Origin of the sequence: Halomonas salipaludis, assembly GCF_002286975.1 — a bacterium.
GTDB lineage: Bacteria > Pseudomonadota > Gammaproteobacteria > Pseudomonadales > Halomonadaceae > Franzmannia > Franzmannia salipaludis.
This window is the reverse complement of the sequence record NZ_NSKB01000005.1, coordinates 413980-428688: the sequence shown is the minus strand read 5'-3', so window position 1 is coordinate 428688 and position 14709 is coordinate 413980. Positions and strand designations below refer to the sequence as shown.

Below are 14709 nucleotides of genomic sequence, written 5' to 3'. Positions count from 1 at the left end.
TCGTGTCGGCGGTACAATTCCCTTTCTCTTCCTGTTTCAGCGCCCCGTGCGCGCGGTGACATCGCCATGTCCGAACGGATCCCCAGCCGAGACGTCACACCCGACCCGGCAGTCGGCCAATACCCGCCTGCCAGCGTGCAGCAGAACATGTACGCCAGCCGGCAACATATCTACGTGCGCGAGATCAAGGGGCTGTTCCAGCGCCTGCGGCGCAGCGCCAACTGGGCGCTGATGTTGCTGTTCTTCGGCATGCCCTGGCTGACCTGGAGCGGCCGGCCGGCGGTGTGGTTCGACCTACCGGCGCGGGAGTTTCATATCCTCGGCGGCACCTTCTATCCCCAGGAGTTCATGCTGCTCTCCTGGCTGCTGATCATCTGCGCCTTCGGCCTGTTCCTGATCACGGTGTTTGCCGGGCGGGTGTGGTGCGGCTACACCTGCCCGCAGAGCGTCTGGACCTTTCTCTACATCTGGGTCGAGCATCGCCTGGAGGGCACCCGCAATCGCCGCATCAAGCTCGATCGCCAGCCACTCAGCGTCGACAAGGCCTGGCGCAAGACCGCCAAGCACGCCGTGTGGCTGCTGATTGCGCTGGCCACCGGGGTGACCTTCGTCGGCTACTTCACGCCGATCCGCGAACTGGTGGTGGCGCTGCCCACCCTCGAGGCCCACGGCTGGGCCTATTTCTGGGTCGGCTTCTTCGTGGTCTTCACCTACCTCAACGCCGGCTGGCTGCGCGAGCAGGTGTGCATCTACATGTGCCCCTACGCGCGCTTCCAGTCGGTGATGTTCGACCGCGACACCCTGATCGTCTCCTACGACACCGCCCGCGGCGAGCCACGCGGTTCGCGCAAGCGCAATGCCGACCCCAGGGCCCAGGGTCTCGGCGACTGCATCGACTGCGAGCTGTGCGTGCAGGTCTGCCCCACCGGCATCGACATCCGCGACGGCCTGCAGTACGAGTGCATCAGCTGCGCCGCCTGCATCGACGCCTGCGACAGCGTAATGGATCGCATGGGCTACCCGCGCGGGCTGGTGCGCTACACTACCGAACGGGCCCTCGAGGGGGGCAAGACGCATATCCTGCGCCCACGCCTGGCCGGCTACCTGGCCGCGCTGCTGGTCATGGTGGGCTTGTTCGCTTGGGCGCTGGGCGAGCGCGTGCCGCTGGAATTCGACCTCGAGCGCGACCGCAACAGCCTCTACCAGCAGACCCGTGACGGTCGCATCAGCAACGTCTATACCCTCAATGTGCGCAACCTCGACGACCGCGAGCATACCTATCGCATTCACGTCGACGGCCCCGAGGGGTTGACCCTGGTCGGCAACGACACCCTGCGCGTCGGCGCCAACAGCTCGCGGCTGGCGGCCATCGAACTGACCCTCGACCCCGAGCAGATCGACATGCCGAGCAAGACCATCGAAGTTCGCCTGGTATCGCAGACCGATGCCAGCATCAGCCAGACGCGCGAGTCGCGCTTTATCGGACAGATCAGGAGATAGTCTTGAGCACTACCCCCGTCACCCCCTGGTACAAGCAGTTCTGGCCTTGGTTCCTGTTGGGCCTGCTGATGACGTCTGTCACTGTCAGCACCACCATGCTGGTTATCGCCGTGCGCTCCGCCGACGGCATGGTCCAGGAGGACTACTACGAACACGGCCGAGCGATCAATATGATATTGGCCAAGCAGCAGCGCGCCGCCGAGCTCAATCTCGCCGGCGATCTGCGCATCGACGACCAGACCGGCGATATCACCCTCGACCTGGCCGGCGACGACCGCCCCGAGCGGCTGATTCTCAAGCTGCTGTTCCCGACCCGCGACGACCGCGACCAGGCCTTCACCCTCGAGCACGTACGCGACGGCCGCTACGTTGGCCAGGCCGAGGAGCGGCTCGCCTACCGCTGGTACCTGCAGCTGCAACCGGACCAAGAGACCCCGGAGTGGCGGCTGAGCGGCGAGGCGACCTTCCCCGCCGACGAGGCTATCGTACTGGCGCCGGGCGGGCCCGGTTGAGGCCAGCATGAGCGAGTCTCTCGCCGTGGCGGCGCCGAGCAGCTGCTACCACTGCGGCAGCGAGGTGTCCCCTGGTGCGCCCTGGTCCATCGAGCTGGACCAGCAGCGCCATGCGCTGTGCTGCCCCGGCTGCGAGGCAGTAGCGCATGCCATCGTCGACGGCGGCCTGGCCAGCTACTACCGCTTTCGCACCGAGCTGCCCGAGCGCCCCGATGACCGCCAGGCGGTCAAGGCCGAGACCTGGGCGGTGTTCGACGATCCCGGCCTGCAGCAGCAGTTCGTGCATCCCGACGGCGACGGCGTGGCGGCCACCCTGGCGGTGGACGGCATCACCTGCGCCGCCTGCGCCTGGCTGATCGAGCATCGCCTCAACGCCCTCGACGGCATCACCGCCAGCGCCGTCAACCTCAGCCACCATCGCGTGCGGGTCAGCTGGGATCCGGCGCGGGTGTCGCTGTCGCGGATTCTCGCCGAGATGGCTGCCATCGGCTACAGCGCCCAGCCCTACGAGCCGGACGCCGCCCAGGCGCGACTCCAGCACGAGGAGCGCATGAACGTGCGGCGGTTGATCGTCGCCGCGGTGGGCATGATGCAGGTGATGATGTTCTCGGTGCCGATCTACGTCGCCGAGCCGGGCCAGATCAGCGCCGACTTCTACGCCCTGTTCCATTGGCTCTCCTTCGCCCTGACCACGCCGGTGGTGCTGTTCTCGGCCCAGCCGTTCTTCCGCAATGCGCTGCGCGACCTGCGCACGCGCACCCTGGGCATGGACGTGCCGGTATCGATTGCCATCGGCGGCGCCTACCTGGCCAGCGGCTATGCGGTGGTCTTCGACGTTGGCGAGGTCTACTTCGACTCGGTGGCAATGTTCACCTGCTTCCTGCTGTTCGGCCGCTACGTCGAGGCCCGCGCGCGGCGCCGCAGCGGCCATAGCGGCAACGCCATGTCCGGCGCCCTGCCGCTGTCGGCTATCCGCCTCACCGCGGACGGCGAAGAGCGCATCCTGCCCGCCAGCCAGCTCAGCCCTGGCGACCTGGTGCTGGTCAAGCCCGGCCACAGCGTGCCCGCCGACGGCGTGATCGAGGCCGGCGAGTCGAGCCTCGACGAGTCGATGCTCAGCGGCGAGTACCTGCCGGTCACCCGCGGCGTCGGCGACACCGTCACCGGCGGCAGCCAGAACGTCGAGAGCCCGCTCAGCGTGCGCGTCACCCACGCCGGCCGCGAGGCGCGGGTGGCGAGCATCGTCGACCTCACCGACCGCGCCTTCACCAGCCGCCCCAAGATCGCCGAGGCCGCCGCACGCATGGCTCACCTGTTCGTGCTGCGGTTGCTGCTGGTGGTGGTTGGCGTGGCCGCGGTGTGGTGGTTCATCGACCCCTCGCGGGTGCTGTGGGTGACCCTCTCGGTGCTGGTAGTAACCTGCCCCTGCGCGCTGGCACTGGCCACCCCCACCGCGCTCACCGCCGGCCACGGCCAGCTGCGCCGGCGCGGCGTGCTAGTGACCCGCGCCCACGCCATCGAGGGGCTGTCCCAGGCGACCCGGGTGATCTTCGACAAGACCGGCACCCTGACCCGCGGCGAGATGCAGCTGGTCGACACCCGGCCGCTGGGCGAGCAGCTCGACGCCGCACGGCTGCGCCAGCTGGCTGCCGCCCTGGAGGCCCACTCCGAACACCCCATCGCCCGGGCGTTTCGCCCCCACCGGCTGGCCACGCTGCGCGCCAGCGAGGTGGTCAGCCGCCCCGGACTGGGCCTCGAGGGCGACATCGACGGCCTGACCTATCGCCTCGGCAAGCCGGCCTTCGCCGCCCCCGAGCACGACCTCGAGCCACCCAGCGACGGCCAGTGGCTGCTGCTCGCCGCCAACGGCGAGCCGCTGGCCTGGTTCGGCCTGCGCGACCACCTGCGCGAAGACGCGGCGGCCACCGTGGAGGGGCTCAAGGCCCAGGGCCTGGCGGTCAGCCTGCTGTCGGGGGACACTCCGGCATCGGTGGCGGCGCTTGCCACCCAACTCGGCATCGACGACTGGCAGGCAGGCGCCAGCCCCGAGGACAAGCTAGCGCGGATCGAGGCCTACCAGGCCGACGGCGAGCAGGTGGTGATGGTCGGTGACGGCATCAACGACGTGCCGGTGCTGGCCGGTGCCGACGTCTCGATCGCCATGAACAGCGCCACCGACCTGGCCCGCACCAGCGCCGATGCCGTCTTGCTCAGCCCACGCCTTGAGCGTATCGTCGAAGCGGTCGAACTGACCCGCGCCACGCGGCGCATCATCCGCCAGAACCTGATCTGGTCGGTGTGCTACAACGCCACCGCACTGCCGATTGCCGCCCTCGGCATCGTGCCGCCCTGGGTCGCTGCGCTGGGCATGTCGGCAAGCTCACTGGTAGTGGTCGGCAACGCCCTGCGCCTGACCCGTATGCAGCCGCGCAGTCCCGCATCGTCCACCCCCTTACCGGAGCCCGCATGACGATTCTCTATCTGCTGATTCCGCTGACGCTGATCCTGCTGGCCCTGGCCGTCTGGGCGTTCTTCTGGGCGGTGCGCAACGATCAGTTCGAGGACCTCGAGGGCCCCGCCCACCGTATCCTGTTCGACGAGGACGAGAACGACCTCACCCCTGAGGAGCGCCAGCGCCGCCGCGACCAGGCCGCCGCCCGAGACGACTCGCGACAGCAGGACGACCCGCCGCACTGATGGATCCCACCGGCCTCGACCTCCCACCGCTGGCCGCCGCCTTCGTGTTCGGCCTGCTTGGCGGCGCCCACTGCATCGGCATGTGCGGCGGCATCATGAGCGCGCTGACCTTCGCCGTGCCGCCCAGCATGCGCCACCCGGCACGCCTCGGCGGCCTGCTGCTGGGCTACAACCTGGGCCGCATCGCCAGCTACATGGTCGCCGGGGCATTGGTCGCCGGGCTCGGTACCCTGGTCGGCGGCCTGGCCGGCGAGGTACGCCTGGTGTTCCAGGTACTGGCGGCGATCATGCTGATCCTGATGGCGCTGTACATCGCCAACTGGTGGAAGGGCCTACTCGTGGTCGAGCGGCTGGGCCGGCGCCTGTGGCGCCATATCGAGCCCTTCGGCCGACGCTTGATGCCGGTGGTCAAGATCCCCCAGGCGGTGGCGCTGGGCGCGGTGTGGGGCTGGCTGCCGTGCGGGCTGGTCTACTCGATGCTGGCCTGGAGCCTAACCCTGGCAAGCCCGCTGCAGGGTGCGGCGCTGATGGCTGCCTTCGGGCTCGGCACTCTGCCCGCGGTGCTGGCCACTGGCATGGCCGCCCACAGCCTGGCGCGGCTGATCCGCCACCCCGCCACCCGCGCGGTGGCCGCGCTAAGCATCATCGCCTTTGCGCTCTGGCAGCTATGGCGGCTGCTGCCGGGCAGCGCGGGACACTGAAGCGAGGGACGCCGGGGGCAGGCCGAAGAGGGGGTTTGCGCCATGGATGGCGCAAGGTAGCGCCCAGGGACGGGTTTACAGCGCCCCCTCGTAGGCCTGCCGACGGATCAGTCCCGAGCGGTGCTGCTGCACTCCGTGGATCGCGTAGGCAGCGTCCAAGGACGGTTTGACGACGCCTCTTCGTAGGTCTTGAGACGGTTCAGCCCCGAGCGGCGCCGCTACCTGCGATGGCCTGGGCACGAATGCACGGTGACTTGACCCAAGGCAAGATCGCCGCGCCGCGCCGGCGCTAGCATGGGCGCAAGATCCTCGTCAGGAGTGCCCACCATGTCTTACGCCACGCCCATCGCGCCGCCCCAGGCGGCGGCGTCCTCCGCCTGGGACGAGGCGCTGATTCGCCGCTACGACGTCAGCGGGCCGCGCTACACCTCATACCCTACCGCGCTGTCGTTTCACGACGGCGTCGGCGCCGAGGCGTTTAGTGAAGCGCTGTCGCGCAGCAATGCCGGCGGCCGGCCGCTGTCGCTCTACGTGCACGTACCGTTCTGCCGCAAGATCTGCTTCTACTGCGCCTGCAACAAGATCGCCACCAAGAACACCCGCCTGGCCGAGCCCTACCTGGCCAGGCTCGACCGCGAGATGGTGCTCGCCGCGCGGCATCTGGACACCTCACGGCCGGTCAGCCAGCTGCACTGGGGCGGCGGCACCCCAACCTTCCTGACCCTCGACCAGATGGGCGACCTGGTCGACCGGCTGCACAGCCGCTTCGGCCTCAGCAGCGACCCGCAGCGCGACTACGCCATCGAGATCGACCCCCGCGAAGCCAATATGCTGACCCTGCGTCACCTGCAGGCGCTGGGCTTCAACCGCATCAGCCTCGGCGTCCAGGACCTCGACCTGCGGGTCCAGAAGGCCATCAACCGCGTGCAGCCCCGCGTGCTTACCGAAACCCTGGTCGACGAGGCACGCCGGCTGGGCTTTCGCTCGCTGAACATGGACCTGATCTACGGCCTGCCCCACCAGACCCGCGACAGCTTCGCCGCGACGCTCGAGCAGGTCATCGACATGGCCCCGGCACGGCTCTCGGTGTTCAACTACGCGCACATGCCGCAGCGCTTCGCGCCGCAGCGACGTATCAGCGAGGCCGACCTGCCCAGTGCCGAGGAGAAGCTGGCCATCCTGCGCACTACCATTGACATGCTCGAGGCCGCCGGCTATGTGCATATCGGCATGGACCACTTCGCGCGTCCCGATGACAGCCTCGCCGTGGCCCAGCGCCAGGGCACCCTGCAGCGCAACTTCCAGGGCTACTCGAGCCACGCCGACAGTGACCTGGTGGGCCTCGGGGTCTCGGCGATCTCGCGGGTCGACGATCTCTATGCCCAGAATCCCAGCGACCTGGCCGGCTACGAGGCAGCGCTCGACGCCGGACGCCTGGCGACCCAGCGCGGCGTGCGCCTGAGCCAGGACGACCTATATCGCCGCTACGCCATCGAGCGCCTGATGTGCGACATGCACCTCGACTTGGCCGAGCTCGGCAGCCGCTTCGGCATCGACGCCGAGCACTACTTTGCCGACAGCCTACGCCAGCTGGAGGGGGCCGAACGCGACGGCCTGATGATCCGCCGCGGCCTGACCTTGACCGCCACCCCGATCGGCAAGTTGCTGATTCGCCACCTGGCGATGGCCTTCGACGCCCATCTCACGCCCGGCCAGGGGCCGCGCTACTCGAGGATCCTCTGATCATGCCGGAAAGCATCCTTTGCCGTAGCGCCACGATCTACCATACTGAGGGCAACGCCACCACCCAGGAGGAGGTCATGCCAGCCCCCGTCACCGCCCCTAGAAGCGCACGACTGCACGAGACGCGCTGCCAGACCTGCAGCCTGAGTTCACTGTGCCTACCACTGGCCCTGGAGTTCTCCGACGTCGACCAGTTCGACGCCATCATTCGCCGTCGCGCGCCGCTCAAGAAGGGCGAGGCGCTGTTCCGCCAGGGCGAGGCGTTTACCAGCGTGTTTGCGGTGCGCTCGGGCAGCCTCAAGCAGCTGGCCAGCGAGGGCAACGGCGAGGACCAACTGACCAACTTCTATCTGCCCAGCGAGCTGGTCGGCCTCGACGCCATCGACGACGAACGCTACCCCGGAACGGTCACTGCCCTCGAGACCACCACGGTATGCGAGATCCCCTTCGACCGCCTGGACCATCTCTCCGAACAGTTACCGGAGCTGCGCACACAGCTGTTTCGCAGCATGAGCAAGGAGATGCGCGACGACCGCCGCATGATGCGCCTGCTGTCACGCAAGACCGCCGACGAGCGCCTGGCCAGCTTCCTGCTCGGGCTGTCGAATCGCTTCCGCCGCCGCGGCTACTCCGCCTACAGTTTCCGGCTGTCGATGTCGCGCGCCGATATCGGCAACTACCTGGGCCTGGCAGTGGAAACCGTCAGCCGCATCCTCGGCCGCTTCCAGCAGCAGCAGCTGGTGGCGGTGGCCGGCCGCGAGGTCAATATCCTCGACCTGGCAGCACTCGAGTCTCTCGCCGAGGGCGACGGCTGCCACTAGCCATCCCGACTGCGAAACTACAGCGCCCCCACCGAGCGATCGGCGGGGGCGCTGTGCATCTGCATCGCAGCGTCGGCGACTAGGCCTGGCGGGCCAGATCGAAGGCTTCGATACGATTGGCCTGCATCCGCGCCTGCTTGTCCTCGAGCCCGACGAAGTCGAACAGCTCGCGGTCGGCGAGCTGCGAGGGGGCCACGTTGGTGACCGCCTTGAACATGGTCTCGAGCCGCCCGGGGTACTTGGCCTCCCACTCGGCGAGCATCTCCTTGACCACCTGGCGCTGCAGGTTGGGCTGCGAACCGCACAGATTGCAGGGAATGATCGGGAACGCCATGCGCCGGGCGAACTCGGCGATGTCCGCCTCGCGGCAGTAGGCCAGCGGCCGGATCACGATGTTCTTGCCATCGTCGGCGAGCAACTTTGGCGGCATCGCTTTGAGGCTGCCGCCGAAGAACATGTTGAGAAACAGCGTCTCGAGAATATCCTCGCGATGGTGGCCCAGCGCCACCTTGGTGGCACCGATCTCCTCGGCGAAACCGTACAGCGAGCCGCGCCGCAGCCGCGAGCAGAGCGCGCAGGTGGTCTTGCCCTCGGGGGTCTTCTCCTTGACCACCGAGTAGGTGTCGCGCTCGAGGATATGGTAGTCGACGCCAGCAGCGTCGAGATACTCGGGCAATACGTGTTCGGGAAAGCCGGGCTGCTTCTGGTCGAGGTTGACGGCCACCAGCGAGAAGTCCACCGGCGCGCTGCGCTGCAGGCTGCGCAGGATCTCGAGCATGGTGTAGGAGTCCTTGCCCCCGGACAGGCAGACCATGACCTTGTCGCCGTCGCGGATCATGCCGTAGTCGATGATCGCGTTGCCCACCTGCCGACGCAGGCGCTTCTGCAGCTTGTTGAACTCACGCTTGTCGCGGGCGTCACTGACGCCCGCCGCCTGGGGAGGAAGTATCTCGGACATGATCGCAGCATCGGGGCCGGAAATGGCCGGCCATCTTACCATCGCCGCGCAACGACGTCAGTCGCCGCGCAACGACGTCAGTCGCCGCGCATCGCGCCCTTCTCCAGGCGCAGGTACATGAGTGCCGCGGTGACTGCGTCGCCCAGCGCGGTATGGCGGCCGATCACCGGCACGTCGAGGGCCTTGGCCACCGCCTCGAAGCGCAGGTTCGGCTCGATCTCGGGATGCGCGCGCCGCAGGTCGCGCACGTAGCGCTGCGAGACTTCGATCAGCGAATTGGGCAGGTCGAAGCCGAAGCGCGGGCGCAGGTGGCGGTTGAGTATCGTTATGTCGAAGTCCAGGCACCAGCCCATCAGTGGCCGGTTGCCGATGAAGTCGAGCAGCTTGTCCAGCGCCTCCTCGACACAGTCGCCACCGGCCAGATCGATGCCGCGCAGGCCGTGGATACGGATCGAGTCGCCGTTGAGGCTGGCCGGACGCTGCAGGCGCAGGTCGAGAGACTCGCTGGTCAGCACCCGGCCGTCGCGCACCTTGACCGCGGCGATCGATACCAGCTCGGCACAGCGGGTATCGAGGCCGGTGGTCTCGCAGTCGATGGCCACCATCTCGTTGCCGGTATAAGGGTGAAACAGCCAGCCATACTCGCCTTCGGCATGACGACGTCGGTCGCTGGCTCGGCGCAGAGCGCGCAGCATGTGAACCTCCATGGCTCGGTTATCGTCGTTGTCCAGGCCGAAGCGGAGCCTCAGCTGTATTCCAGATGAAAGCGCTGTGACAGCCGCTGTTTGAAGTCCTTGACCATGTGCAGCGCCTCGCGCAACAGGTCGCGCTCCAGCGACGAGAGCTGCTGCACCACCACCCGGTTGGCATCCTCGCCGTCGCCGTCACGCTCGAGCTGCTGACGCAGGCGCAGCTCGGTGAACAGCGCCAGCGCCTCGCCCAGATCCTCGGCGAAATTGGCCTCGAGGCGGCCGTCCTCGGCCAGGGCGTCGAGCCGGTCGAGGGTCGAGGTGGCGCGAATGCCGCGCTCCAGCGCCAGGGTGCGAACACCGTGCACGATGGGAAAGATGCCGCCCTTCTTGATATCGATGCCGTGCTGGGGCTTCTTCAGCGAGCCGAACAGCGTCAACGGCGTGGAGAAGCGCAGCGCGGTGCGCGCGAAATAGGAGAGCAGTATCTCGTCGCGACGGCAGCGCTCGAACAACTCGTCGCGCACCTGCTCGAGCAGTGCGGTCTGGCCCGCCACGGCGTGGGCGTCGAGCATGATGGCGAGCTTCATCAGGCTATCGCCGTCGCGGCGTGCGGCCCAGCGCGCAATGCGCTCGCGCCACTCGCTGACACTACCCACCCAGTCGGGGTTGGAGACCATGATATTGCCCGGGCACGGCGGGTAGCCGAGGCGAATCAGGGTCTCGGTGACCTCGCGCATCTGCGCCTCGCACTCCGGCCAGGCGTGGCCGTCGGCCAGGATCAACGCATTGTCCTGGTCGGTCTTGAGAATCTGCTCGCCGCGCCCCTCGCTGCCCATCACGATCAGACAGCTGGCGTCGCGATGCACCTCGTCGATGGCGAAGCCCCACGCCTTGGCCATGATGCGGCCATTGAGAGCCGCCAGCAGGCCCATGGCGAAGCGCAGCTTGACCCCCTGGGCCATCAACGCACGCACCAGCTCCGGCGTACGCGCGCTGGCACGGGCCAGCTCGTCGAGGCTATCGGCCTGCTCGACCTGCAGGCTGACCACGTAGCTGCGGCTGGAGAAGAAGCTCAGCACGTCGGTGAGCTCGACCACGCCCACCGGCTTGCCCTCCTCGACCACCACCACTCGTGCCACCTCGTGACGGGTCATGCGCACCAGCGCCTCGAACAGATACTGCTCGGCGCCGGCGGTGACCAGTTCGAAATGCGCCACCTCGATGGCCGGGCGCTGCTGGTCCAGGCCCTCGATGACCACGGCATTGAGCAGGTCGGTCTTGGTGACCATGCCGAAGCGCTCGCCGTCGCACACCAGCAGGCTGTCGGCGTGACTGGCATTGAGGGTGCTCACCGCATCGAAGATGCTGGTCGCCTGATCGACCACCAACGGCTCGCGCATGCACTCGCCGATGCGCGCCAGCATGAAACCGGCCATGGTCACCCCACCCTCGGCGCGCCGCTCGGTGAGCAAACGCGCCTTGTGGGTCAGGCTCTGGCGGAAAAACTCGGCAAACGCCGGGTAGTCATCGCACAGCCGCTGAAACAGCGCCTTGGGCAGCAAATAGCAGAGGCTCTCCTGCTCGGCCTGGAAGCGGTAGCGACTCTTGCCATTGAGGATGCTGATGGCACCGAACAGGTCACCGGCGGTGTAGTGACCGATTCGCGCCGCCGCTGCCGGCATGGTCGGGTCGAGCTCGGCCACCTCGCCCTTGTGGATCATGAACACGAATTCCCCGGGCTGGCCGGCATCGAGGATGACTTCCTGGGTGTCGAAATAGGCCAGGTCGACGCCGCCACGTACCCGCTCACGTCCTGCGTCATCGAGCAGCGTGAACGGCGGCTGGGAAAGATCGACATCGACCATGGTAGCAACCTCGATAACGCGTAAGACTTTCCGCTCGTATACTTTCGGTTAACCCTGCCTTACTTATCTTTCTTCATATCTACAGAATAACAAAGCCAGCCACCCAGCCGACAGCTAGACTATCGTTCAATGAGGCGTCGCCTTTGGTATAAAGTTCTGCCTAGCGACGCTATACCATCGTCCTATAGTGCCTCACCAGGTCGCCCAAGTTATTTTCGACACACCATGTAAGACAATGATTTAACTGAAGAAAGGATCTACGAATAAACTTCAACAAAAGGCGTGATACCAAAGTCTGGGATTTATTTTTAGGCATCTATTGACCACTATCAGTCATGAATCATGCAGGGCAATCTCACGTAGATGACAGGGTCGACGTTAGTCATATGCTTTTGGATAACGACACGGCCAACGTTCGATAGGTGCGATTGCCTTGCTGGGTCACACCAACTCTCATCACCACACCAACACTTCCAACACACGTGGAGAGCATCACAATGGCAGATGATAAATCCAATGCCGCTGCATACTGGAAGGCCAACGTGCGCTTGATAACCGGCTGCCTGATCGTCTGGGCACTGGTGTCATACGGCTTCGCCATTCTACTGCGACCGCTGCTGTCCGGCATTCCTATCGGCGGGACCGACCTGGGCTTCTGGTTCGCTCAGCAGGGCTCCATCCTGACCTTCATCGGCATCATCTTCTTCTATGCCTGGCGCATGAATAAGCTCGATGCACAGTTTGGCCTGGGGGAGTAACCGGACATGAGTCAGTTTGCCATCAACCTGCTGTTCGTGGGGGCCTCGTTTGCCCTCTACGTCGGCATCGCGATCTGGGCCCGTGCCGGCTCGACCAAGGATTTCTACGTCGCCGGCGGCGGCGTGCATCCCATCACCAACGGCATGGCTACCGCCGCCGACTGGATGTCGGCGGCCTCGTTCATCTCCATGGCCGGCCTGCTGGCCTCCGGGGGATACGCCAACTCCAGCTTCCTGATGGGCTGGACCGGCGGCTACGTGATTCTGGCCATGCTGCTGGCCCCCTACCTGCGCAAGTTCGGCAAGTTCACGGTGCCCGACTTCATCGGTGATCGTTTCTATAGCACGCCGGCACGCATCGTCGCGGTGGTGTGCCTGGTCGTTGCCTCGGTGACCTACGTCATCGGCCAGATGACCGGCGCCGGCGTGGCCTTCTCGCGCTTCCTCGAAGTCAGCAACACCTGGGGCATCTGGATCGCCGCCTTCATCGTGTTCCTGTATGCGGTCTTCGGCGGCATGAAGGGCATCACCTACACCCAGGTGGCTCAGTACATCGTGCTGATCATCGCCTACACCATTCCCGCGGTATTCATTGCGCTGCAGCTGACCGGCAACCCGATCCCGATGTTCGGCATGTTCAGCACCCACACCGAATCGGGCCTGCCGCTGCTCGAAAAGCTCAACTCGGTGCTCAATGAGCTCGGCTTCCGCGACTACACCGCCGACGTCGACAACAAGCTCAACATGGTGCTGTTCACCCTGTCGCTGATGGTCGGCACCGCGGGCCTGCCCCACGTTATCATCCGCTTCTTCACCGTACCCAAGGTCGCCGATGCACGCTGGTCAGCCGGCTGGGCGCTGGTGTTCATTGCCCTGCTCTACCTGACCGCACCGGCGGTGGCCTCGATGGCGCGTCTCAACCTGCTGACCACCGTCTATCCGGACGCTGCCGGCCAGGTCGAGAACTACGAAGAGGCGATGGACAACGCACTGGTCTACGAGGAGCGCCCAGAGTGGATCAGGACCTGGGAAGAGACCGGTCTCATCGAGTTCAACGATCTCAACAGCGATGGCCGCATCCAGGTCTACAACGACGCCAACCCGGACTTTGCCGACACCGCCGCCGAGCGTGGCTGGGAAGGCAACGAACTGGAGGTCAACAATGACATCCTGGTACTCGCCAATCCGGAGATCGCCAACCTGCCGGGCTGGGTCATCGGCCTGATCGCCGCCGGCGGTATCGCCGCTGCCCTGTCCACTGCAGCCGGCCTGCTGCTGGCCATCTCCTCGGCGATCAGTCACGACCTGATCAAGAACACCATCAACCCCAATATCACCGAGAAGGGCGAGATGCTGGCGGCGCGGATCTCCATGGCCGGTGCCATCCTGCTGGCGACCTACCTGGGTCTCAACCCGCCGGGCTTCGCCGCGCAGACGGTCGCCCTGGCCTTCGGGATCGCCGGTGCGTCACTGTTCCCGGCACTGATGATGGGGATCTTCTCCAAGCGAGTGAACAGCAAGGGCGCCGTGTCCGGCATGCTTGCCGGCCTGGTCGCCACCCTGCTGTACATCTTCACCTACCTGGGCTGGCTGTTCATCCCCGGCACCAACATGCTGCCGAATACCCCGGACAACTGGATTCTGGGCATCTCGCCGCTGTCGTTCGGTGCCGTCGGCGCGATGATCAACTTCGCCGTGGCCTTCGCGGTATCCAACGCCACCGAGGAGCCTCCCCAGGAGATCCAGGACCTGGTGGAAAGCGTGCGCTATCCCAAAGGTGCTGGTGGTGCCATCGACCACTAAGCCATAATGGCCCCCGGCGCCAGGCGCCGGGGCTCGTTCACCGCAACACGTCGGGCTTCCCCCAGGGAAGCCCGACTGCTTTCAGAAAGGTACCTTATGATATGGCACTTGATTGCAGCCGCCTTTGCCGGCCTCGGCGCTGCCGGCCTCGGGCTGCTGCTGCGCTTTCTCAGCGGCAAGCGCTTGCCGCGCTGGATCATCCCGGCCTGTGCCGGCCTCGGCGTGCTGGGCTATCAGATTCATCACGAATACACCTGGTTGAGCCACAAGCAGCAGCAGCTCCCCGACTCTACCGAGGTGGTGGCGGTGGAACACGGCGGCGCGTTCTGGCGGCCCTGGACCTACGCCTTCCCCATCGCCAACGCCTTCGAGGTGGTCGACCAGGCCAACATGTCGGTCACCGATAGCGACGGTGAGCGCCTGGTGGAGTTCATCCGCTACCGTTTCGAGCGCCACCACATGGACCTGGTCAGCCACCAGGCCTACCTGATGAACTGCACCACTCAAGAGCTGGTACCGCTGGCCGGCGAGCCGCGCCGACCGCAGCTCGCAGCGCTGCGCAACCTGGCCGACGACGATCCGCTCTATCGGGCGGTGTGCGACGCCGGCTGAGCGCCAACGGCGGCCACCACTGCGACCCGCCGTGCCATTGCTCTAGA

Annotated in this window: 13 protein-coding genes; 10 read left to right on the top strand and 3 right to left on the bottom strand. The window is 66.2% G+C overall.

Annotated elements, in window-relative coordinates; translation table 11 throughout:
* The first annotated feature begins 66 nt into the window (after positions 1–66).
* The 7 genes from ccoG (at position 67) to fnr (ending at position 7974) form a co-directional block, all read left to right on the top strand.
* Positions 67–1500, top strand: a complete 1434-nt coding sequence (ccoG, locus tag CK498_RS15120) for a cytochrome c oxidase accessory protein CcoG (protein WP_229359095.1) — start codon at positions 67–69, stop codon at positions 1498–1500.
* A 2-nt stretch (positions 1501–1502) separates the two neighbouring features.
* Complete coding sequence (locus CK498_RS15115; protein ID WP_095621677.1) at positions 1503–2012, top strand: FixH family protein; 510 nt, start codon at positions 1503–1505, stop codon at positions 2010–2012.
* A 7-nt stretch (positions 2013–2019) separates the two neighbouring features.
* Positions 2020–4482, top strand: coding sequence for a heavy metal translocating P-type ATPase (locus tag CK498_RS15110; protein ID WP_095621676.1), 2463 nt, complete (start codon positions 2020–2022; stop codon positions 4480–4482).
* Entirely contained in the window at positions 4479–4709 is a 231-nt protein-coding gene (gene ccoS, locus CK498_RS15105; protein ID WP_095621675.1) for a cbb3-type cytochrome oxidase assembly protein CcoS, read from the top strand. The genes CK498_RS15110 and ccoS overlap by 4 nt, the downstream gene beginning before the upstream one ends.
* On the top strand, positions 4709–5410 hold the full coding sequence (locus tag CK498_RS15100) for a sulfite exporter TauE/SafE family protein (RefSeq protein WP_095621674.1): 702 nt from the start codon (positions 4709–4711) through the stop codon (positions 5408–5410). The genes ccoS and CK498_RS15100 overlap by 1 nt, the downstream gene beginning before the upstream one ends.
* Positions 5411–5737: 327 nt before the next feature.
* Entirely contained in the window at positions 5738–7153 is a 1416-nt protein-coding gene (hemN, locus tag CK498_RS15095) for an oxygen-independent coproporphyrinogen III oxidase (RefSeq protein ID WP_095621673.1), read from the top strand.
* A gap of 77 nt (positions 7154–7230) precedes the next feature.
* The gene (gene fnr, locus CK498_RS15090) at positions 7231–7974 is read left to right on the top strand and encodes a fumarate/nitrate reduction transcriptional regulator Fnr (protein WP_095621788.1); all 744 of its coding nucleotides are present in this window, start codon (positions 7231–7233) and stop codon (positions 7972–7974) included.
* A gap of 79 nt (positions 7975–8053) precedes the next feature.
* Here fnr and ttcA read toward each other — a convergent pair whose 3' ends face one another.
* The 3 genes from ttcA to CK498_RS15075 form a co-directional block, all read right to left on the bottom strand.
* Positions 8054–8932 (bottom strand): tRNA 2-thiocytidine(32) synthetase TtcA, encoded by an 879-nt coding sequence (gene ttcA, locus CK498_RS15085; RefSeq protein WP_095621672.1) that lies wholly within the window; start codon positions 8930–8932, stop codon positions 8054–8056.
* 77 nt (positions 8933–9009) lie between these two features.
* Positions 9010–9627 carry a 3'-5' exonuclease gene (locus CK498_RS15080; protein ID WP_095621671.1) on the bottom strand — a complete coding sequence of 206 codons (618 nt, stop codon included), beginning with the start codon at positions 9625–9627 and terminating at the stop codon, positions 9010–9012.
* A 50-nt stretch (positions 9628–9677) separates the two neighbouring features.
* Complete coding sequence (locus CK498_RS15075; RefSeq protein WP_095621670.1) at positions 9678–11489, bottom strand: putative nucleotidyltransferase substrate binding domain-containing protein; 1812 nt, start codon at positions 11487–11489, stop codon at positions 9678–9680.
* A 497-nt stretch (positions 11490–11986) separates the two neighbouring features.
* On the opposite strand from CK498_RS15075, the gene CK498_RS15070 reads away from it, so the two are divergent.
* From CK498_RS15070 to CK498_RS15060, 3 genes are all read left to right on the top strand, one after another.
* Positions 11987–12247, top strand: coding sequence for a DUF4212 domain-containing protein (locus tag CK498_RS15070; RefSeq protein ID WP_095621669.1), 261 nt, complete (start codon positions 11987–11989; stop codon positions 12245–12247).
* A gap of 6 nt (positions 12248–12253) precedes the next feature.
* Complete coding sequence (locus tag CK498_RS15065; protein WP_095621668.1) at positions 12254–14050, top strand: sodium:solute symporter family protein; 1797 nt, start codon at positions 12254–12256, stop codon at positions 14048–14050.
* A 108-nt stretch (positions 14051–14158) separates the two neighbouring features.
* Complete coding sequence (locus CK498_RS15060) at positions 14159–14662, top strand: hypothetical protein (RefSeq protein WP_324615541.1); 504 nt, start codon at positions 14159–14161, stop codon at positions 14660–14662.
* Positions 14663–14709 lie beyond the last annotated feature (47 nt).